Below are 20026 nucleotides of genomic sequence, written 5' to 3'. Positions count from 1 at the left end.
GCGGTGCGGCACACTTAGCACGCGTATCTCGGACGCACCGCGTCCGGGACACGAGACCTACCCGAAACGCCACTCCGTCGTCTCCACCACGAGATCGATGAACGCGCGCACCTTCGCCGAGAGCAGGCGCGAGGTCGGATAGACGATGTGGATCGGCAGCGCCGGCTGCTCATATTTCGCCAGCACGATCTTCAGCCGTCCGCGCTTCAGCCCCTCCGCGGCCTGATAGGCCAGCACCCTTGTCACGCCGCCGCCAGCCTCGGCATATTGCAGCGCCGCGTCGGCGCTGTTGCTGGTGAAGCGCGGCGCCGTTATCACCTCGACCTCGCGGCCGTCTCGGATGAAATGCCAGCTGGCGGACGGGCCGAACTGGATGGTCTGGTGCTCGGCCAAAGCCTCCGGCGTCTTCGGCTCGCCATGGCGCTTGAGATAGCCGGGCGAGGCCACCACGATCCGCCGCATCTCGCCGACCTGGCGCGCCACCAGCGAGGAATCGGCGAGGTGACCGATCCGCACCGCGGCGTCGACGGCATCCTCGACGAGGTTGACGAGATGGTCGGACAGCCGCAATTCGCAGGCGACCTCGGAATACCGCTTGAGATAGGCGGTCATGACCGGCCCGACATGCAGGCGGCCGAAGCCGACAGGCGCCGATACCACGAGCCGTCCGCTCGGCCGGTTGCGCTCCTCCCGCGCGGAGCCGTCGGCCTCCTCGACATCGGCGAGGATGCGCCTGATACGTTCGAGGTAGCGCGTGCCGACGTCGGTCAACCTCACCTGCCGCGTCGTTCGCTGCAGCAGCCGCGCGCCGAGATGCTCCTCCAGGGCCGCGATCATCCGCGTCACCGCCGAAGGGGACAGCCGCAGCTTGCGCGCCGCCGGCGCGAAGCCGCGCAGATCGGCGACGGTGACGAAGACATGCATGGCTTCGAGGCGGTCCATTGCAATTATTGCATATATCGCAATTATGAAGTGTCAAGCGAGCAGATTGTTCTAGCCGCCGGAAAATCCATCTTTGGTGGCGAAGACGCAGCGATGCGCCGGAATTTCAGGAGACGTTCCGATGACAGCAGTTCGCACCTACGCCAGCGACGTCGCGTTCTCGCCGGCGGTGAAGGCGATCCAGGCCCGCAAGGGCTCACGCGAGGCCTATGCGCGGAGCGAGCAACGGGGCTGGCGCACCGAGGTCGACGACAGCCTCTCGGCCTTTCTGGCCGATGCCAACAGCTTCTATTTCGCCACCGCCGCGGCCGACGGCCAGCCCTATATCCAGCACCGCGGCGGCCCGAAGGGCTTCCTCAAGGTGCTGGACAAGCAGACGCTGGCTTTCGCCGACTATGCCGGCAACCAGCAGTTCATCACGCAAGGCAACCTGTCGGAGAATCCAAGAGCCTACATCTTCGTGATGGACTACGCCCATCGCCGCCGGGTGAAGATCTGGGGCGAAGCGCGAATCGTAGAGGACGACGAGGCGCTGACGACATCGCTGATGCCGAAGGGCTACCGTGCGCGGCCGGAGCAGGTAATCCTGTTCAAGATCGCGGCATGGGACACCAACTGCCCGCAGCACATTCCGCAGAAGTTCGATGCGGCAGATGTCGCAGCCGCGCTGGCGGCAAGGGACGCGCGGATTGCTGAGCTGGAGGCAGAGGTCGCGGTGTTGAGGGGGGACAAGAGGACAAGAGTTCCGTAACCCCGCGCTCACTTACCCTCCCCAGGAGGGGGAGGGCTATCGCATATGAGAGTGATGTCGCGTGCGGCCCTCCTTCGAGACGCCCGCCTTGGCGGGCCCTCAGGATGAGCACCGAGTGCGTTTCGCTGGTTTCGACGGGCTCCGATGCCGCTTAGCCTCGTCCTGAGGAGACCGCTAAGCGGGCGTCTCGAAGGACGAGGCGCGCGCTCAGCTCGTGCAAAGAGCCACATGCGATTCCCCTGCCTGGAGCAGGGCTGTCGCATATGGATTTCGCGAGGCCGCGGGCTTGCTCCGCCTCTCCCGCTTGCGGGAGAGGCCGACGCGCTCGCAGAGCGCGGCGGGTGAGGGTTTTCGCCACTCGGGGGCATCTTCCGCGATTTCTAGCAATCCCAATGCGGAGACAGCCCTCACCCCAGCCCTCCCCCGCAAGCGGGAGAGGGAGCCGACTGCCACTGCCGCCGCATCGTGCTCACCATATGCGATTGCCCTGCTGCCTGGAGGGGGAGGGTAAGCGTTACAACGCACTCGCGCCTTCGTGCTGGAAGCCGAGATAGCTCGCCGCCACCCGCTCGTTCGCCGCGATGTCGCTGGCCTTGCCGCTGAGCACGAACTCGCCGAGCTCCATCACATAGGCCTGGTCCGCGATCTTCAGCGCGGCCTGCGCGTTCTGCTCGACCAGCAGCACGGAAACGCCGCTGGCACGCAGCTCGGTGACGATGCGGAAAATGTCGGCGACGATGATCGGAGCAAGGCCGAGGCTCGGCTCGTCCAGCATCAAGAGCTTCGGCTCGCCCATCAGCGCGCGGCCCATCGCCAGCATCTGCTGCTCGCCGCCGGAGAGCGTGCCGGCGAGCTGCTTGCGCCGCTCCTTCAGCCGCGGAAACAGCGTGTAGACCCGCTCGATCGAGGCCTTCGCCCTGCTGCGCTCGATGCGGAAGGCACCCAGCTCGAGATTGTCCTCGACATTCATGGTGACGAACAATTCGCGGTGCTCGGGAACGAGGCCGAGTCCCATCGCGACGCGGTCCTCGATGTCGAGCCGGGCGAGATCCTGCCCCGCAAAGGCGACGCGGCCTTTCAGCGGCAGGATGCCCATGATGGCGGACAGCAGCGTGGTCTTGCCGGCGCCGTTGGCGCCGACGATGGTGACGATCTCATTCGCGCCGACCTCGAGCGAGACCGAGCGCACCGCCTCGACCTTGCCATAGGCGACGTGGGCGTCGGTGACGGACAACAGCGCGCTCATGCCGCCACTCCGAGATAGGCCTTGATCACTTCGGGATTGGTCTTGATCGTGGCGGGTGTGCCTTCCGCGATCTTGGTGCCGAAATCGAGCACCACGATGCGGTCGGCAAGGTTCATGACGAAGCCCATGTCGTGCTCGACCAGAAGGACGGACATGCCGCCGTCGCGCAGCTCACGCAGCAGCGCAGCTAAACGCTGCTTCTCCATGTGGCGGAGGCCCGCGGCCGGCTCGTCGAGCAGCAGCAGCATCGGATCGACGCAGAGGGCGCGTGCGATCTCGACGATGCGCTGCTGGCCGAGCGAGAGCGAGCCTGCGAGCTGGTGCATCTGCTCGGTGAGGCCGACGCGCTCGATCTGGCGCGCGGCTTCCGCGAGCAGCTTGGCCTCGTCGGCGCGGTCGAGCCGCAGCATCGAGGAGATCGGCCCGGCATGGCCGCGCAAATGGGCGCCGATCGCGACGTTCTCCAGCACGGTCATGTCGGGGACCAGCTTGACGTGCTGGAAGGTCCTGCTGATGCCGAGCTTGACGATCTCCTGCGGCGGCGCCTTGTCGACCTTCTTGCCCAGCACCGAGACCGAGCCTGATGTTGCCGACAGCACGCCGGTGATCAGGTTGAAGGTCGTGCTCTTGCCGGCGCCGTTCGGGCCGATCAGCGCGACGATCTCGCGCGCCTGGACATCGAAGGAGACGTTGTTGACTGCGACCACGCCGCCGAACTGCTTTCGCGCCTTTTCGACCTGGAGGAGGATGCCGCCCTCGCCGGGCGTGCGGGTGCGCTGCTCGAGCTTCAGGGAGGTGTCGGGCTTCTTGCCATTGGTGCGCTCCGGCAGGAAGGAGATCAGCCAGGGCCAGAGCCCGCCCGGCGCAAGCTGCAGCAGCGCGACCAGCATGATACCGAACACGACGGTCTCGACCTGCCCCGAGCCGGGCAGGATCAGCGGCAGGTAGCTCTGCAGCACCTCCTTCAGCACCACGACGATCGCGGCGCCCAGGACGCCGCCCCAGACATAGCCGGCGCCACCGACCACCGCGATGAAGAGATATTCGATGCCGGCCTGCGCGCCGAACGGCGTCGGGTTCACCGCGCGCTGAAGATGCGCATAGAGCCATCCCGAGAGGCCGGCGAGAACGGCGGCGTGGATGAACACCAGCAGCTTGGCGCGCGGCGTGTGCACGCCGAAGGCTTCCGCCGCGACATGGCCGCGGCGCAGCGCGCGGATGGCGCGGCCGGTGCGGGAATCCAAGAGGTTCATGGTCAGCAGCGCCGAGAGGATCACAGCGACCCAGATCGCGTAATAGATCGAGCCGGGCGAGAGCATCTTGAACGCGCCGATCGACAGCGGCGGAATCGCCGAGATGCCGTCGTTACGCCCGAGGAATTCAAGCTTGCTGAACAGGTAGAACAGCCCCAGCCCCCAGGCCAGCGTGCCGAGCGGCAGATAATGGCCGGAAAGGCGGACCGTGATCAGGCCGAGCAGCACCGCCAGCGATCCGCTGACCACAAGCGACAGCGGCAGCGTTAGCCAGGGCGACAGGCCGTAGGCGGTCGACAGCACTGCGGTGGTGTAGGCGCCGAAGCCGACGAAGGCCGCCTGTCCGAACGAGGTCAAGCCGCCGACACCCGTCAGCAGCACGAGCCCCATCGCGACGAGGGCGGCGAGGCCGATATTGTCGAGCAGCACGATCCAGAATGGCGGCATGCCGGGAACAAACGGGATCGCCGCCATGAGAAGCGCAAAGACGAGGATGGGAAGCCGGCTCTGCATCGCCTTTAGTCCTTCTCTTCCTCGACCGCGGGCGCGGCGAGCGAGCGCAGCAGCAGCACGGGGATCAGCAGCATGAAGACGATCACCTCCTTGTAGTTCGAGGCATAGAAGGACGAGAACGCTTCGACGATGCCGACCACCAGCGCTGCGACGGCGGTGAGAGGATAGCTGACGAGCCCGCCGATGATCGCGGCGACAAAGCCCTTCAGGCCGATCAGGAAGCCCGAGTCATAGTAAAGCGTCGTGATCGGCACGATCATGATGCCCGACAGCGCGCCGATGACGGAGGCCAGCAGGAAGGCGATCTGCCCCGACAGCGTGGTGCGGATGCCGGCAAGCCGTGCGCCCAGCCGGTTCACGGCGGTCGCGCGCAGCGCCTTGCCGTAAAGTGTCAGGCCGAAGAACAGCCATAGCCCGACGATGAAGGCGACGGTGATGGCGTAGACGGTGATGCTCTGGCCGGTGAAGCGCAGCGCGCCGGCGGTGAAGGCGCCGGACAAGACGGCAGGTCCGCGCTGGCCTTCGGCGCCGAAGAACAGGAGGCCGAGGCCCTGCAGCGCGAGGTGGACGCCCACCGACGCGATCAGCAGCACCAGCACCGAGGTGTGCGCCAGCGGCTGGAACGCGATGCGGTAGAGATAGAGGCCGATCATCGCGACGATCACCAGGGACAGCGCGATGCAGATCGCGACCGGTGGCTTCTGGGTGGCGAAGTACAGGGTCAGCGCCAGCACGAAGGCGGGCAGCACCATGTTGACGATGACGCTGCGCACCACCAGCCGCGCATGCAGGGCCTTGCGGGCTTCGAACAGGTCGAAGGCGAAGGCGCCGATGCCGAGCGCCAGCGCGAGCTTCGCCGTGCCCGGCATCTGGCCCGCGGCCAGCGAGGCATAGGTCAGTGCGCCATAGGTGACGAATTCGCCCTGGGGAATGAGGATGACGCGGGTGACGGCGAATACCAGCACCAGCGCCAGGCCGAGCAGCGCGTAGATCGCGCCATTGGTGATGCCGTCCTGCACCAGGAACAGCATGATGGTGGTATTCAAGACCGGACGCTCCCCCTAAAGATTACGAACCGGTCCCCTCGATTGCGGTGGACGGTCCGCTCACAGCCATTGAAAAACGCATGCGATATTTGATATGGTCCATAACAATTATCAAATATAACTTCAAGGGTGGGGACGACCCGTCCCAAACTTAGCGGGATTACGAGCACGAGGCGATGACCGTTTCCAAGACCGCTGAAAAGTCCTCCGAAAAGTCGGCCGACGCAGCCAAGGGCCGCAAGGACGCAAGCGAGCCGCAGGCGGAAGCTCTCCAGCTCGGTGAGCTCTCCGAGCAGCTCGGCTATGTCCTGAAGCGCGCGCAGCTCAAGGTGTTCGAGAACTTCCTGCGCTGCATGACCTCGCTCCAGCTGACGCCGGCGCAGTTCTCCGTGCTGCTGCTGGTCGAGAAGAATCCCGGCCGTAACCAGACCGAGATCGCCTCCACCCTCGGTATCCTGCGCCCGAACTTCGTCGCGATGCTCGACAATCTCGAGAGCCGCGATCTCTGCGCCCGGATCCGCTCCACCAACGACCGCCGCTCCCACATCCTGGTGCTGACCGACAAGGGCAAGGCCGTGCTGGCCCGCGCCAAGAAGCTCGTCGCCACCAAGCACGAAGCCCGGCTCAACGATCTGCTCGGCCAGGCCAACCGCGAAGCGCTGATCGGGATGCTCGCGAAGATCGCCAACGAGTTTTGACCCGTAACCCTCCCCTGGAGGGGGAGGGTCGCTACGCATGAGCGAAGCGAGATGCGTAGCGGGGTGGGGTGACAGTCTCTCGGCATTGAGTAGTGCCCGAGTGGAGAGATCACCCCACCCCGCTCGCGCTGCGCGCGATCGACCCTCCCCCTCCAGGGGAGGGTAAGCGCCTCAATCCACCAAAATCACCCTGATACCATTCACGTTCGTCAGCGTCGGGCCGGGCTGTAGCAAATCGCGCGTGGCCTGGAAGAACGTCGTCGCGTCGTTGTTGTCGAGATAGGCCTGCGGCTGCAGCCCTTGCGCCTTCATCCTCGCGAAGGTCGCGGCATCGATCAGCGCGCCACACGCGTTCGGGGGGCGTACTCCGGACCACATCGAACGGGAATGATGCGTCGCATCTAGAAGATGATGCTTGAAACGTCATTCTGTGCGCTCTAAGCTTGATAAATCAAGCGCTGTAACTGCCACGGACAGTCTGCCCCGTGATCACCGCCGCGCAGCTTCGAGCAGCCCGTGCCTTGCTCAGGATCGACCAGCGCGAACTCGCGCAGCGCTGTTCGCTGTCGCTGCCGACGATACAGCGCATGGAAGCCTCCGAAGGGGTGATCCGCGGCAATGTTGATTCCCTCGTGAAGCTGGTCGAGGCGCTGTCGGTTGCCGGCATCGAGCTGATCGCCGAGGGAGCCGTGTCGAGCGCCGGGGGCCGCGGTGTACGGCTGAAGTCTCCACCCTCGAGCGCAGGCGGCCAATAGCGATGACGACGCGCGCGCAAATCATGATCCAGGAGCGGTTATGATCGGCGTGGCGCTATGGTCAGTGGCGGCTCTGCTGGCGCTGGCGCCTGCGGGGGTCGTGCTATCGATGCACCCGCGCGGCTCGATCATCCTCTACGGCGGATGCTTGATCGCCACATCGACGCTCTGTGCCACGGCGCTGTCGGAGCTGCTCTATGTCCCTCATCTGACGCCGAGCGCGACACTGCCGATCGGCCTGCCCTGGCTCGGTGCGCATTTCCGGCTCGATGCGCTGTCCGCCTTCTTCCTCATCGTCGTCAATCTCGGCGGCGCTGCCGCGAGCCTGTTCGCACTCGGCTACTTCAGGCACGAGGACTCTCCCGGCCGCGTGCTGCCGTTCTTTCCTGCCTATCTCGCGGGGATGAACGTCGTCGTGCTGGCAAACGATGCCTTCAGCTTCTTGGTCGCCTGGGAATTCATGTCGCTGACCTCCTGGGCGATGGTGGTGTCGCATCACCGCGAGGCCGAGAATGTCCGCGCCGGCTATGTCTATCTCTTGATGGCAAGTTTCGGCACGCTGGCGCTGCTGCTCGCTTTCGGCTTGCTCGCGAGCGGCGCGGGTTACGATTTCGATGCCATCCGAGCCTCGCATCCTTCCGCGGCGCTGAGCGGCGCGGTGATGATCCTCGTGCTGCTGGGCGCCGGCTCCAAGGCTGGACTGGTGCCGCTGCACGCCTGGCTGCCGCTCGCCCATCCCGCGGCGCCCAGCCACGTCTCCGGCCTCATGAGCGGCGTCATGACCAAGGTCGCCGTCTACGGCTTCGTGCGCATCGTCTTTGATCTCCTGCCCGAACCGGTGTGGTGGTGGAGCATGGTGGTGCTGCTGGTCGGCGGCCCGTCGGCGACGCTGGGCGTGCTCTATGCGCTGATGCAGCGCGATATCAAGCGCGTGCTCGCCTATTCAACGATTGAGAACATCGGCATCATCTTCACCGGCCTCGGGCTGGCGCTGGCTTTCAAGGCGGAAGGGCTCGACTGGGTGGCGGCGCTCGCTTTCACCGCGGCGATGCTGCATGTATTCAATCATGCGCTGTTCAAGAGCCTGCTGTTCTTCGGCGCCGGCGCGGTGCTGGGAGCAACCGGCGAGCGCGACATGGAGAAACTCGGCGGGCTGATCCATCGCATGCCGAAGACGGCGTTCGCGGTGCTGGTCGGCTGTGTCGCGATCTCGGCGCTGCCGCCATTCAACGGCTTCGTTTCGGAATGGCTGACCTTCCAGGCAATCCTGCTCTCGCCGCAGCTGCCCTCCTGGGGCCTCAAGCTGATCATTCCGGCGGTCGGCGGCTTGCTGGCGCTCGCGGCCGCCTTTGCCGCGGCCTGCTTCGTCAAGCTCTATGGCATCAGCTTCCTCGGCCGGCCACGTTCGGATGTCGCGGCATCAGCACATGAGACCGACCACTTCTCGCTGACCGCGATGTTCGTGCTTGCCGCCTTCTGCCTCGTTGCCGGCATCCTGCCGGGGTTGTTCATCGATGCGCTGGCGCCGGTGAGCAAGGATATGGTCGGCAGCATCATGCCGCATCAGGTCGGATTGCAGTGGCTCACCATCGTGCCGATCGCGGAAAGCCGCAGCTCCTATAACGGCCTTCTGGTGTTCCTGTTCGCGGCACTCTGCGGCACGTCGGCGGCGACGGCCATTCATCGTTTCGCCTCCGATCGCTTGCGCCGGGCGCCGGCCTGGGATTGCGGCTATCCCGATCCGAACCCGGCGATCCAGTACTCGGCCTCCAGCTTCTCGCAGCCGATCCGCCGCGTGTTCGGCAGCGTGATCTTTGCCGCACGCGAGATCGGCGAGATGCCGCCGCCGTCCTCGCCGGCTCCTGCGCGGCTCCGGGTCGAACTGCACGATCTGATCTGGGATGTGCTGTACGCGCCGATTGCGAAGCTCATCGGCTTTGCGACGGACCGCATCAATGTCCTGCAGTTCCTCACCATCCGCCGCTACCTGACACTTGTCTTCGTCGCGCTGATCGTGCTGCTGCTGGTGGTGGCCCTATGAACGCGCTGAGCGACATCCTCTCCCAGGGCGCCCAGATGTCGTTGGTGCTGGGGGGCGCGCCGCTGCTGACGGGTTTCGTGCGGAAAGTGAAGGCTCGGCTGCTGCGCCGGCGCGGGCCGCCGCTGCTCCAGCCCTATCGCGACCTCATCCGCCTGATGCGCAAGGATGTCGTGCTCGCCGACAACGCATCCTGGCTGTTCCGTGTCATTCCCTATCTGATGTTCGCGGGCACCTGGGTCGCCGCCTCGCTGGTGCCGACCTTCGGCAATGGCCTGTTGTTCTCCTGGACCGCCGATCTCATCGCCATCATTGCGCTGCTCGGCAGCGCCCGTTTCTTCCAGGCGCTCGCCGGCATGGACGTCGGCACCGCCTTCGGTGGCATCGGCTCCAGCCGCGAGGTCATGATCGCCTCTCTCGCCGAGCCCGCGATGCTGATCACAGTGTTCTCGGTCGCGATGATCGCCGGCTCGACGCAGCTCTCCAACGTGGCCGAGTTCATGGGCTCGGATGTGGTCGGGCTGCGTGTGTCCCTTGGCATGGCGTTTGTCGCGCTGACTATCGTAGCGCTGGCGGAGAATGCCCGTATCCCGGTCGACAACCCCGCCACCCATCTCGAGCTCACCATGGTACATGAGGCCATGGTGCTGGAATATTCGGGACGGCATCTCGCGCTGATCGATCTGTCGTCGCAGCTCAAGCTCCTGCTTTATGTCTCGCTGATCGCCTGCGTGTTCCTGCCATGGGGGACGGCGACTGCGGACGCGGGCGCCGCGAGGCTCGTCTTCGGCGCGCTGCTCTATTTCGGCAAGCTGACGGTACTTGGCTTCCTGCTCGCCTTGTTCGAGACGTCGATTGCCAAGATGCGCGTGTTCCGGATTCCGGAGTTCCTGGGCGCGGCGCTGATGCTGGCCCTGCTTGCCACCCTGTTGCGCTTCGTGTCGGGGAGCCTCTGAGAGATGAGCAGCCTGCAATTCGACATCGCCCATCTCCTCGCCGGCTCCCTCGTGCTGGCGAGCTTCATGATGCTCTATCAGGATCGGCTCTACGCGCTGCTCAACGTCTATGCGCTGCATGCCGGCGTGCTGGCGCTATCGGTGGCCTGGCAGGCCTATGTGCAGCATGCGCCGCATCTCTATGTCACGGCGCTGATCGCGCTGGTCTTCAAGGCCGTCATCATCCCGGTGGCGCTGCACCGGATCATCAAGCGGCTCGGCATCCACCGCGAGATCGAGAATGTGATCGGCATCGGGCTGACCATGATGGCCGGCATCGGCCTCGTCGCGCTGTCGATGGTGGTGATGCTGCGGGTGACGCCGAGCGCTGATGCGCTCGCGCGCGAGGACCTTGCCTTCGCACTGTCGGTGGTGCTGCTGGGGCTCCTGATCATGGTTACGCGACGCAACGCCGTGAGCCAGGTCGTCGGATTCATGTCGCTGGAGAACGGCCTGGTGCTGGCGGCAACCGGTGCCAAGGGCATGCCCCTGGTGGTCGAGATCAGTGTCGCCTTCTCGGTGCTGATCGCCTTCATCGTGATCGGCGTCTTCCTGTTCCGCATCCGCGAGCGTTTCGACAGCGTGGACGTGCAGGAGCTTGATCGTTTTCGCGGAGAGCGGCGATGAGCATCGACGGGCTCAGCGCCATCCTCCTGATCCCGGCCCTCTCGGCGGCGGTGCTGGCAATTTTGCCCGGCTACCGATTGACGGCGAAGCTGAATGTAGCGGCATCGCTCGCGACCTTCCTGACATCGCTCTCGCTGTTCGTGGTCGAACCGGTATCGGGGCAGTATCTGCTGATGGACGATCTCAACAAGGTCTTCATCGTGTTGACCACCTTCGTCAGCCTCACCACATCGGTGTTCAGCGCAAGCTACATCCAGCATGAGATCGAGATCGGGCGCCTGGCGCCGGCGTTCCTGCGCTTCTATCACGCGATGTATCAGACGCTGATGTTCGCGATGAACCTCGCGCTCGTCGCCAACAATATCGGCTTGATGTGGGTCGCGGTCGAGGTGGCGACGCTGACGACCGTCTTGATGGTCGGCATCTACCGCACCCATGAGGCGCTGGAGGCAGCTTGGAAATATTTCATCCTTGGTAGCGTCGGCATCGCGCTCGCGCTGTTCGGCACGATCCTGGTCTATATGGCGGCGCGCCCGGTGGTCGGCGAGGGACTCGACGGCATGGTGTGGACGGTGCTGGTGAAGCACGCCGCACAGTTCGACCCGGCGTTGCTCAACGTCGCCTTTGCCTTCCTCCTGCTCGGCTACGGCACCAAGGTCGGTCTCGCGCCGCTGCATGCTTGGCTTCCGGATGCGCATGCCGAAGGCCCGACGCCGATCTCGGCGGTGCTGTCCGGACTGTTGCTCAATGTCGCGCTCTATGCGCTCCTGCGCTTCAAGATGATGCTCGCGGTCAACTCGGCGGCGATCGCGCCGGGTCCGTTGATGGTGACCATGGGCCTGATCTCGGTGATCTTCGCGGCGCTGATGCTGTACCGTCGGCGCGACATCAAGCGGATGTTCGCCTATTCCTCGATCGAGCATATGGGCATCATCGTCTTCGCCTTCGGCATGGGCGGGCCGCTCGCGAATTTCGCAGGGCTGTTGCATATGACCATGCATTCACTGACCAAATCGGCGATCTTCTTCGCGGTCGGCCATATCGCACAGGTCAAGGGCACGCAGAAGATCGCCGATATCAGCGGGCTCACGGTGACCAATCCGGCGCTCGGCTGGGGCCTGATGCTCGGCGTCATCGCCATCGTCGGGCTGCCGCCGCTCGGTATCTTCATGAGCGAGTTTCTCGTGGTGAGCTCGACTTTTGCCCGCGCGCCGTGGCTGACCGTCATCCTGGTGCTCGGCATCATCATCGCGCTCGGCGGGCTCTTGTTGCGGATCGGCGCGGTGATGTTCGGCGAGCCCAAAGGCAAGACCGCGCCCGCGGAAGCCTCCTACGTGCCGATGTTTACGCACCTCGGATTGGTGCTGATGGCCGGCATCTATCTGCCGCCGGTGCTGGTCACCGGCTTCCAGAACGTCGCGAAGCTTCTGGGGTAAGCCATGGGCATTCTCGACAGCATCTCCCACATTCATACGGTGGCGTCGCATCGGCCCTGGCCGCGCGCGGTCGTGACGGAGGCGGGCTGGCAGGCGGCGATCGATCGGTTGGTCGAGGGAAGCCTCACACTGCTCGGCTTCTGGGGCGAGCCGACCGCGGTGCATATGGCGATGCTCGATGGAGGCTCGGCCGAGATCGCCGTCGTGACCTACGCGTGTACGGCCGGCACGTTTCCAAGCGTCGCCAGCCGTCATCCGCCGGCGCTTCGGCTGGAGCGTGCCATTCATGATCTGTTCGGGCTTGTTCCAGCCGTCGCTGACGATCTGCGGCCATGGCTCGATCACGACGCCTGGGGCGAATCCTATCCGCTCTCGGGCCGCAACGCATCGCGCGACGTGCGGCCATACCAGTTCCTGCCGGCCGAGGGCGAGGCATTGCACCAGGTGGCGGTCGGCCCCGTCCATGCCGGGATCATCGAGCCCGGCCATTTCCGCTTCACCGCCAATGGCGAGCATGTGGTGCGACTGGAGCAGCGGCTCGGCTATACCCACAAGGGAATCGAGCAGCTGATGCAGGGCGCGAGCCTCGAGGCTGCGGCAAAGCTCGCCAATCGCACCTCCGGCGACAGCGCCGTCGCCTATGCCTTCGCCTTCGCGTGTGCCGTGGAAGCGGCGCTGCAGATCGAGGCGCCCCGGCGAGCGACGCTCCTGCGGGCGCTGATGGCCGAACTGGAGCGCCTGGCCAACCATCTGGGCGACATCGGGGCGATCTGCAACGACGCTTCGTTCGCGCTGATGCATGCGCAGACCGGCATCTTGCGTGAGCGCTGCTTGCGCGCTGCGAATGTCGCGTTCGGTCATCGCCTGGTGATGGACGTCATCGTGCCCGGGGGTGTGGCGCGTGACATCGCGCCGGACGGCATTGCTGCGTTACGCGCGTTGCTCGCGGAGCTGCGAAAGGTCTTTCCGCGCTTGATCGAGCTCTATGACAACACGGCGTCCTTGCAGGACCGCACCGTCACCACGGGCATCGTGAAGGCGGAATATGCGCGCCGGTTTGGCGCCGGCGGCTATGTCGGCCGCGCCTCGGGCCGCGATTTCGATGCGCGGCGGGCGATGGCCTACGCGCCTTACGATGCCTTGTCGTTCGAGGTGCCAATACTGGAGGTCGGCGACGTCAACGCGCGGGTCTGGATCCGAATCCGCGAGGTCGAGCAGAGCGCCCAACTGATCGAGCAGATCCTCGACCAACTCGGGCCGGGAGAGTGCGAAACCGCGCTGCCTCCCAGGAGCGGTCACGGTGCCTGTGAGGGGATGGCGCTCACCGAGGCCTTCCGCGGCGACGTTCTGGTGTGGTTGCGGCTCGATGGCGAGTTGCGCGTCGAACGCTGCCACCTGCGCGACGCCTCGTGGTTTCAATGGCCGCTGCTGGAAACCGCGATCGAGGGCAACATCATTGCCGACTTTCCGCTCTGCAATAAGTCCTTCAATTGCTCCTATTCGGGCGGGGATCTCTAGGCCATGCGCAAGACCCTGCTCGAAAGCCTCACCCATGGCTCGCTGACGGAGCCCGCGCCGGCGCCGGACGAGTCGGCGCTGGCGGAGCTTGCAACGAAAGTCGACCGCGCTGCCCAGGCCAGGCTTGGGCGTTCTCTTGCCATTCGCGAGGTCGATGCCGGGTCCTGCAACGGCTGCGAGCTGGAGATCCACGCGCTGTCCAACGCGTTCTACGACATCGAACGTTTCGGCCTGCGCTTCGTTGCCTCGCCGCGCCATGCCGACGTGCTGCTGGTCACGGGTCCGGTCACGAAGAACATGCGACAGGCGCTCGAGCGGACCTACAACGCGACGCCCGATCCGAAATGGGTCGTTGCAGTCGGCGGCTGTGCGATCGATGGCGGCATTTTCAGAGGCAGCTACGCCTGCGTTGGCGGCGTGTCCGAAGCCATTCCGGTGGATTTGCACATCAAGGGCTGTCCGCCGTCGCCGACCGACTTGTTGAAGGGCCTGCTCGCGCTGCTGGAGCACGTCGGCGGCAAGCGATAGGCATTGCCGTCATTCCGGGGCGATGCGCAGCATCGAACCCGGAATGACGGAAACGATCGTCAATCCACCAGGATCACCCTGATATCATTCACATTGGTCAGCGTCGGGCCCGGCCGCAGCAGGTCGCCGGTCGCCTCGAAGAACGCCGTGGCGTCGTTGTTGTTCAGGTAGGCCTGCGGCTGCAGCCCTTGCGCCTTCATCTTTGCGAACGTCGCCGCATCGATCAGCGCACCGGCGGGATCGGTGGGATGGCCGGCGCCGCCGTCGGCGCCGTCGGTGTCGCCGGCCAGCGCCGAGATGCCAGCCGTGTCCTTCAAGAGCGATGCCAGCGCCAGCGCGTATTCCTGGTTCGGTCCGCCGCGCCCGTTGCCGCGCAGGGTGACCGTGAGCTCGCCGCCGGAGAGGATCGCGAGCCGCCTGCCTTGCGCGCGGGCCTGCAGCGCCAGCCTGGCGTGATCGGCGGCGACCTCGCGCGCCTCGCCCTCGAGGTCGGCGCCGAGATCGACCGTCTCGTAGCCGGCCTCGCGTGCGAGCTGCACTGCGGCATCGAGCGACTGCTTGGGCCGCGCGATCAATTCGAAATGCGCGCGCGCGAAAGCGGCATCGCCGGGCTTGCAGCTCTCGTTGTCGGGATCGTCGAGCGCGCCGCGGACGGCGTCGTCGATGTCGAGCCTGTATTTCGCGACGATCGCGCGTGCGTCGGCCAGCGTGGTCGGATCGGGCACGGTGGGGCCGGAGGCGATCGCGGACGGATCGTCATGCGGCACGTCCGAGATCGCGAGCGTGACGATCTCGGCGGCATTCTTGCCGGCGCGCGCCAGCCGGCCGCCCTTGATCCGCGACAGGTGCTTGCGCACGACGTTCATCTCGCCGATCGGCGCGCCCGAGCGCAGCAGCGCCTTGTTGACCGCCTGCTTCTGCGCAAAGCTGATGCCGTCCACCGGCGCGATCCAATTGGCCGAGCCGCCGCCGGTGAGCAGCACCAGCAACAGATCGTCCGGGCCGGCTTCGGCCGCGAGCGCGAGCGTATCGGCGGCGCCCTTGAGGCCGGCCTCGTCGGGCACGGGATGCCCGGCCTCGACCACGCGGATGCGGCGCGTCGGCACGCCGTAGCCGTGACGCGTGGTGGCGATGCCGAGGAGGCGTTCAGGGGCGAGCCCCAGTGTGTCCAGATAGTGCCGCTCGGCCGCCGCGGCCATGGCGCCCGCGCCCTTGCCGGCAGCCAGGCAGATCACGCGCCCTTTGGGCGCCGGCCGCAGGTGCGGCGCCAGAATCGTGCTGGGATGGGCGGCGGCAACGGCGGCGTCGTAGAGCGCGCGGAGCAGGGGGCGTCGATCGGTCATGACGATGGCCTTGAGCAAACTCTTGAGCAGACTAGAGCGATGGCGAGGACGTCGCCATTCCCCTGCCTAGCGCATCGGATGCAAAAGGGTAAGCAGGCTTTACCATCATTCGATTGTGCAATCGCGTGATGATAATGGGCGCATAAGCAAAAGCCCCCTGCGCGATCGGCGCAGGGGGCCCAATCGTCCGGACTTTGCAGCTGCTAGCCGCCGGCGTCGGCGCTGATCACCTCGCCGAACAGATCCCATTTGTCGCCCTTGAACTTCATCAGCTGCAGCGAGCTGATCGGCGCGAAGTCGTTCGGCCCGGTGTTGATCTTGATGCCGGGCAGCAGCACTTCAGTGCGGAAGTCCTTCAGGCTCGCCGCCTGCTTCATGACGTTCTCGCGCGTAAGATTGTCGCCGCACTTCTTCAGCACTTCGACCAGCGTCTGCGCGACGCCATAGCCGACGATGGTGCCGCCGTCGAGCTTGTCGCCCTCGGGGAAGTACTTCGTCATGAAGTCCAGGAACGCCTTCATGCCGGGATCGTCCTTCCACTGCGGATCGGAGACGTCCTTCAGATAGGCGGCCGAGATGATGTCCTGCGAATTCTCGAACCCGGCGGGCTTGATCACGCTGCCGACCGAGGCCGAGACGTTGTTGAGGAAGTGGGTCGGCTTCCAGCCGATTTCGGAGATCTTCTTGATCGCCTGTGCCGCAAACTTCGGCGTGGTGATGTTGACGAAGACGTCGGCGCCGGTGGCTTTCAGCTTGACGATGTGGTTGTCGATGGTCGGCTCCGAAGTCTCGTAGCTTTCCTCCAGCACGATCATGCTCGCGGCCTTGGCTCCCAAGCCATCCTTCAGGCCCTTCAGATAGTCCTTGCCGTAATCGTCGTTCTGGTAGAGCACGCCGATCTTGGCATTCGGCATGGCCTTGAGGATGTACTTCGCGTAGATCTGCGTCTCGCTTTGATAGTTCGGCTGCCAGCCCATGGTCCACGGGAAGTTCTGCGGATCGTTCCACTTGGTGGCGCCGGTGGCCACGAACAGCTGCGGCACCTTTTTGGAGTTCATGTATTTCTGGATCGCGGAGTTCGGGGGCGTGCCGAGCGAGTTGAAGATGAACAGCACCTCGTCGCTCTCGACCAGCTTGCGCGCCTGCTCCACCGTCTTCGGGGGCGAGTAGGCGTCGTCATAGGAAATGAAATTGATCTTGCGGCCGTTGATGCCGCCCTCTTCGTTGATCTTCTTGAAATAGGCGGCTTCGGTCCGCCCGATGATGCCGTAGGCGGAAGCCGGTCCGCTGTAGGGCATGATGTTGCCGATCTTGATCTCGGTGTCGGTTGCGCCGGTATCGTATTTCTTCTGGGCCGATGCAATCGAGGTCGAGGCCGCAATGAGCGCGAGCGCCAGTGACGCGGCCGCAAGTTTGCCGGTGACAGCGGGCATTCCAATCTCCCTATTTTTCTTGGTGTGTGTACGTCCCTTTTCTTGGCTTGACTGTTTTTGGTGACGCGACCGCAATTCAATACGATTTGCCCGAAAGCTTCAAGGAAAAGCCCCTGCGGCAAAGCCGCAGGAGCTGCGTCTTTAGTCGATTGAGGGGCATCTTTAGCGGCTGGTTAACATCAACCGCCGATGTCCCCGCTCAGGATCTCGCCGAATCGTTCCCAGTGCTCGCCCTTGAAGCGGATTAGTTGCAACTGCGAGAGCGGCGCAAAGTCGGTGGCGGAAGTGTTCACCTTGATGCCGGGCAGCAGGCCGGCCGGCTCAAAGTCCCTAATGCTCGCAGCCTGCTTCATGACGTTCTCGCGGGTCAGATTGTCCCCGCAGGCCTTGAGCACGTGCACGAGGCCCTGGCTCACGATGTACGCATACATTACCGAAGCGTCGGCGCGGTTCGCCTCGGGATAGTACTTGTCCAGGAACTCGTTCCAGGCGATCATCGCCGGGTCGCTCTTCCATTGCGCGTCGGTCGGGTCCTTGAAGTACTGCGACGAGATGATGTCCTGCGCATTTTCGAAGCCGGCCGGCTTGATGACGCTGCCGATCGAGCCCGAGACGTTGTTGAGGAAATGCAGCGGCTTCCAGCCGATCTCGGCATTCTTCTTGATCGCCTGCGCCGCGAATTTCGGCGTCGTGATGTTGAAGAACACGTCGGCCCCGGTCGCCTTCAGCTTGACGATGTGGGAGTCGATGGTCGGCTCCGAGACCTCGTAGCTTTCCTCCATGACGATCATCGAGGCCTTGGCGCCGAGTCCGTCCTTGAAGCCCTTGAGATAGTCCTTGCCGTAATCGTCGTTCTGGTAGAGCACGCCGATTTTGGCGTCCGGATGGTTCTTCAGGATGTACTTGGCGTAGATAATCGCCTCGCTTTGGTAATTCGGCTGCCAGCCCATGGTCCATGGGAAGTTCTGCGGGTCGTTCCACTTGGTGGCACCGGTGGCGACGAACAACTGCGGCACCTTCTTCTGGTTCATGTATTTCTGGATAGCCGAGTTCGGCGGCGTGCCGAGCGAGTTGAAGATCAGTAATACCTCGTCGCTCTCGACCAGCTTGCGCGCCTGCTCCACCGTCTTGGGCGGCGAATAAGCGTCGTCATAGGTGACGAAGTTGATCTTACGGCCATTGATGCCGCCTTCGGCGTTGATCTTGCGGAAGTAGGCCTCCTCCGTCTTGCCGATCACGCCGTAGGCGGAAGCCGGGCCGCTGTAGGGCATGATGTTGCCGATCTTGATTTCGCTGTCGGATGCGCCGGTGTCATATTTCTTCTGCGCGGACGCTGTCGTGGACAGGGTGGCAGCCAGCACGAGGGCGGCCGAGAAGGCCCCCAATCGCACATGCATTGCAGGCATCTTGCTCTCCCTAGGTCGGTTTGAATGTGTCGATTGTTGTTGTTGGGAGCGATCTTTGCGCACCGCTCCGGCACGCATTGAATACCCTTCTCAGGTGCCCAGCAAGGCGAACGCCCCGCCGGCGCCGTCACGGCGAGGTGGTTCTTTTTTCGAGGGAATGCGGAATATTCCGGCGCGCGAGATGAGGAGCGCCGTCACTCAGCTGCGCACAAATTGTCTTGGGAAATAGACGCAATTTTCAATTGCGCATACTTCAATGCCCGATCTCGCTGGAGATGACGTCGCCGAACAGCTCCCATTTCTTGCCCTTGAAGCGCATCATCTGCAGCTGCTCGATCGGGGCGAAATTGTCCGGCGCTGTATTGATCTTGATGCCGGGCAGCAGCGTGTCGGGTGCGAAATCCCTCAAGGAGGCCGCCTGCTTCATGACGTTCTCGCGGGTGAGCTCGTCGCCGCACATCTGCAGCACCTTCACCATGGTCTGTGCGGCGGCGTAACCGAACACGACGCCGGCATCGAGCTTGTTGGCCTTGGGGTCGTATTGCGCGACGAAATTATAGAACTTCTTCATGCCGTCATCCGCATTCCACTGCGGGTCGGAGCCGTCCTTGGTGTAGCTCGCCGACAGGATGCCCTGGGAGATCTCGAAGCCGGCTGGCTCGATCACGCCGCCGACCGAGGCCGAGACGTTGGAGATGATGTGGACCGGATGCCAGTTGATCTCCGCCGCCTTCTTGATCGCCTGCGCTGCGAATTTCGGGGTGGTGATGCTGATGAAGACGTCGGCGCCCGAGGCCTTCAGCTTCACGATGTGCTCGTCGATCGCGGGCTCCGAGGTGTCGTAGGCCTCCTGCAGCACGATCATCGAGGCTTTGGCGCCGAGGCCGTCGCTCAGTCCCTTCAGATAGTCCTTGCCGAAATCGTCGTTCTGGTAGAGCACGCCGATCTTTCCGTCCGGCTTCTCCTTCATGATGTACTTGGCATAGATGCGCGCCTCGCTCGCGTAGCTCGGCTGCCAGCCCATGGTCCAGGGATATTGCTTGGGATCGTTCCACTTCGAGGCGCCGCTCGCCACGAACAATTGCGGCACCTTCTTCTCGTTCATGTATTTGCGGATGGCGCTGTTGGTGGAGGTGCCGAGCGAGCCGAAGATCAGCAGCACCCCGTCGCTCTCGACCAGCTTGCGCGCCTGCTCAACCGTCTTCGGCGGCGAATAGGCGTCGTCATAGGAGATGAACTTGATCTTGCGGCCGTTGATGCCGCCCTCGGCATTGACCTTGTTGAAATAGGCCTCCTCGGCCTTGCCGATCGCGGCATAGGCCGAGGCCGGGCCGCTATACGGCATGATATTGCCTATTTTAATCTCGGTATCGGAGGCGCCGCTGTCGTACTTCTTCTGCGCCAGTGCCGGGCTGCTCATCGCAGTGCACAACGCGAGCGCGGCCCACACGGCCGCAACCTGAAAACGAACGGCGGTCATTGTTCTCCTACCCCGGAT

17 protein-coding genes and 1 pseudogene are annotated in these 20026 nt (G+C 64.3%); 9 read left to right on the top strand and 9 right to left on the bottom strand.

Annotated elements, in window-relative coordinates; all coding sequences use genetic code 11:
• Positions 1-57 precede the first annotated feature (57 nt).
• On the bottom strand, positions 58-942 hold the full coding sequence (locus P6U31_RS32815) for a LysR family transcriptional regulator (protein ID WP_407185754.1): 885 nt from the start codon (positions 940-942) through the stop codon (positions 58-60).
• Between the two features lie 121 nt (positions 943-1063).
• Here P6U31_RS32815 and P6U31_RS32810 point away from each other — a divergent pair, with 121 nt between their 5' ends.
• Complete coding sequence (locus P6U31_RS32810; protein WP_407185753.1) at positions 1064-1693, top strand: pyridoxamine 5'-phosphate oxidase family protein; 630 nt, start codon at positions 1064-1066, stop codon at positions 1691-1693.
• A gap of 514 nt (positions 1694-2207) precedes the next feature.
• On the opposite strand, the gene P6U31_RS32805 is transcribed toward P6U31_RS32810, so the two are convergent.
• Genes P6U31_RS32805 through P6U31_RS32795 form a run of 3 tightly spaced genes read right to left on the bottom strand, consistent with a single transcriptional unit; the run spans position 2208 to position 5751 of the window.
• Entirely contained in the window at positions 2208-2939 is a 732-nt protein-coding gene (locus tag P6U31_RS32805) for an ABC transporter ATP-binding protein (protein WP_407185752.1), read from the bottom strand.
• Positions 2936-4705: an ABC transporter permease subunit gene (locus P6U31_RS32800; RefSeq protein WP_407185751.1), complete on the bottom strand. Its 1770-nt coding sequence runs from the start codon at positions 4703-4705 to the stop codon at positions 2936-2938. The genes P6U31_RS32805 and P6U31_RS32800 overlap by 4 nt, the downstream gene beginning before the upstream one ends.
• Before the next feature lie 5 nt (positions 4706-4710).
• Positions 4711-5751 carry a branched-chain amino acid ABC transporter permease gene (locus P6U31_RS32795; RefSeq protein WP_407185750.1) on the bottom strand — a complete coding sequence of 347 codons (1041 nt, stop codon included), beginning with the start codon at positions 5749-5751 and terminating at the stop codon, positions 4711-4713.
• A gap of 176 nt (positions 5752-5927) precedes the next feature.
• On the opposite strand from P6U31_RS32795, the gene P6U31_RS32790 reads away from it, so the two are divergent.
• Entirely contained in the window at positions 5928-6449 is a 522-nt protein-coding gene (locus P6U31_RS32790; RefSeq protein ID WP_128928036.1) for a MarR family winged helix-turn-helix transcriptional regulator, read from the top strand.
• Positions 6450-6620: 171 nt separating this feature from the next.
• Here P6U31_RS32790 and P6U31_RS32785 read toward each other — a convergent pair.
• A pseudogene (locus P6U31_RS32785) lies at positions 6621-6809 on the bottom strand (MOFRL family protein); the annotation flags it as partial.
• 125 nt (positions 6810-6934) lie between these two features.
• On the opposite strand from P6U31_RS32785, the gene P6U31_RS32780 reads away from it, so the two are divergent.
• From P6U31_RS32780 to P6U31_RS32750, 7 genes are read left to right on the top strand one after another with little or no spacing between them, the layout of a single operon-like run.
• On the top strand, positions 6935-7204 hold the full coding sequence (locus tag P6U31_RS32780) for a helix-turn-helix domain-containing protein (RefSeq protein WP_128928035.1): 270 nt from the start codon (positions 6935-6937) through the stop codon (positions 7202-7204).
• Between the two features lie 40 nt (positions 7205-7244).
• Complete coding sequence (gene hyfB, locus P6U31_RS32775) at positions 7245-9245, top strand: hydrogenase 4 subunit B (protein WP_407185749.1); 2001 nt, start codon at positions 7245-7247, stop codon at positions 9243-9245.
• On the top strand, positions 9242-10198 hold the full coding sequence (locus P6U31_RS32770) for a respiratory chain complex I subunit 1 family protein (protein WP_407185748.1): 957 nt from the start codon (positions 9242-9244) through the stop codon (positions 10196-10198). Before hyfB ends, P6U31_RS32770 begins: the two co-directional genes overlap by 4 nt.
• 3 nt (positions 10199-10201) lie before the next feature.
• Complete coding sequence (locus P6U31_RS32765; RefSeq protein WP_407185747.1) at positions 10202-10864, top strand: hydrogenase-4 component E; 663 nt, start codon at positions 10202-10204, stop codon at positions 10862-10864.
• Positions 10861-12300 (top strand): hydrogenase 4 subunit F, encoded by a 1440-nt coding sequence (locus tag P6U31_RS32760; RefSeq protein ID WP_407185746.1) that lies wholly within the window; start codon positions 10861-10863, stop codon positions 12298-12300. Before P6U31_RS32765 ends, P6U31_RS32760 begins: the two co-directional genes overlap by 4 nt.
• A gap of 3 nt (positions 12301-12303) precedes the next feature.
• Complete coding sequence (locus tag P6U31_RS32755; protein WP_407185745.1) at positions 12304-13818, top strand: NADH-quinone oxidoreductase subunit C; 1515 nt, start codon at positions 12304-12306, stop codon at positions 13816-13818.
• A 3-nt stretch (positions 13819-13821) separates the two neighbouring features.
• Positions 13822-14346 carry an NADH-quinone oxidoreductase subunit B family protein gene (locus tag P6U31_RS32750; protein ID WP_407185744.1) on the top strand — a complete coding sequence of 175 codons (525 nt, stop codon included), beginning with the start codon at positions 13822-13824 and terminating at the stop codon, positions 14344-14346.
• 59 nt (positions 14347-14405) lie between these two features.
• Here the strand turns inward: P6U31_RS32750 and P6U31_RS32745 are convergent, their stop codons facing one another.
• The 4 genes from P6U31_RS32745 to P6U31_RS32730 form a co-directional block, all read right to left on the bottom strand.
• Positions 14406-15689: a glycerate kinase gene (locus tag P6U31_RS32745; RefSeq protein WP_407185743.1), complete on the bottom strand. Its 1284-nt coding sequence runs from the start codon at positions 15687-15689 to the stop codon at positions 14406-14408.
• Positions 15690-15892: 203 nt separating this feature from the next.
• Complete coding sequence (locus P6U31_RS32740; protein ID WP_407185742.1) at positions 15893-17122, bottom strand: ABC transporter substrate-binding protein; 1230 nt, start codon at positions 17120-17122, stop codon at positions 15893-15895.
• Between the two features lie 179 nt (positions 17123-17301).
• Positions 17302-18528 (bottom strand): ABC transporter substrate-binding protein, encoded by a 1227-nt coding sequence (locus P6U31_RS32735; RefSeq protein WP_407185741.1) that lies wholly within the window; start codon positions 18526-18528, stop codon positions 17302-17304.
• A 253-nt stretch (positions 18529-18781) separates the two neighbouring features.
• Positions 18782-20008: an ABC transporter substrate-binding protein gene (locus P6U31_RS32730; RefSeq protein WP_407185740.1), complete on the bottom strand. Its 1227-nt coding sequence runs from the start codon at positions 20006-20008 to the stop codon at positions 18782-18784.
• Positions 20009-20026 lie beyond the last annotated feature (18 nt).

Origin of the sequence: Bradyrhizobium centrosematis (assembly GCF_045571495.1) — a bacterium.
In the GTDB taxonomy this organism is placed as follows: domain Bacteria; phylum Pseudomonadota; class Alphaproteobacteria; order Rhizobiales; family Xanthobacteraceae; genus Bradyrhizobium; species Bradyrhizobium centrosematis.
Note: the sequence above shows the minus strand (reverse complement) of the source record. Positions and strands in the feature narration are given on the sequence as shown.

Coding starts and splice junctions, on each gene's coding strand:
- P6U31_RS32815 (WP_407185754.1), bottom strand. CDS start 942: ATGGACCGCCTCGAAGCCATGCATGTCTTCGTCACCGTCGCCGATCTG.
- P6U31_RS32810 (WP_407185753.1), top strand. CDS start 1,064: ATGACAGCAGTTCGCACCTACGCCAGCGACGTCGCGTTCTCGCCGGCG.
- P6U31_RS32805 (WP_407185752.1), bottom strand. CDS start 2,939: ATGAGCGCGCTGTTGTCCGTCACCGACGCCCACGTCGCCTATGGCAAG.
- P6U31_RS32800 (WP_407185751.1), bottom strand. CDS start 4,705: ATGCAGAGCCGGCTTCCCATCCTCGTCTTTGCGCTTCTCATGGCGGCG.
- P6U31_RS32790 (WP_128928036.1), top strand. CDS start 5,928: ATGACCGTTTCCAAGACCGCTGAAAAGTCCTCCGAAAAGTCGGCCGAC.
- hyfB (WP_407185749.1), top strand. CDS start 7,245: ATGATCGGCGTGGCGCTATGGTCAGTGGCGGCTCTGCTGGCGCTGGCG.
- P6U31_RS32770 (WP_407185748.1), top strand. CDS start 9,242: ATGAACGCGCTGAGCGACATCCTCTCCCAGGGCGCCCAGATGTCGTTG.
- P6U31_RS32765 (WP_407185747.1), top strand. CDS start 10,202: ATGAGCAGCCTGCAATTCGACATCGCCCATCTCCTCGCCGGCTCCCTC.
- P6U31_RS32760 (WP_407185746.1), top strand. CDS start 10,861: ATGAGCATCGACGGGCTCAGCGCCATCCTCCTGATCCCGGCCCTCTCG.
- P6U31_RS32755 (WP_407185745.1), top strand. CDS start 12,304: ATGGGCATTCTCGACAGCATCTCCCACATTCATACGGTGGCGTCGCAT.
- P6U31_RS32750 (WP_407185744.1), top strand. CDS start 13,822: ATGCGCAAGACCCTGCTCGAAAGCCTCACCCATGGCTCGCTGACGGAG.
- P6U31_RS32745 (WP_407185743.1), bottom strand. CDS start 15,689: ATGACCGATCGACGCCCCCTGCTCCGCGCGCTCTACGACGCCGCCGTT.
- P6U31_RS32740 (WP_407185742.1), bottom strand. CDS start 17,122: ATGCCCGCTGTCACCGGCAAACTTGCGGCCGCGTCACTGGCGCTCGCG.
- P6U31_RS32735 (WP_407185741.1), bottom strand. CDS start 18,528: ATGCCTGCAATGCATGTGCGATTGGGGGCCTTCTCGGCCGCCCTCGTG.
- P6U31_RS32730 (WP_407185740.1), bottom strand. CDS start 20,008: ATGACCGCCGTTCGTTTTCAGGTTGCGGCCGTGTGGGCCGCGCTCGCG.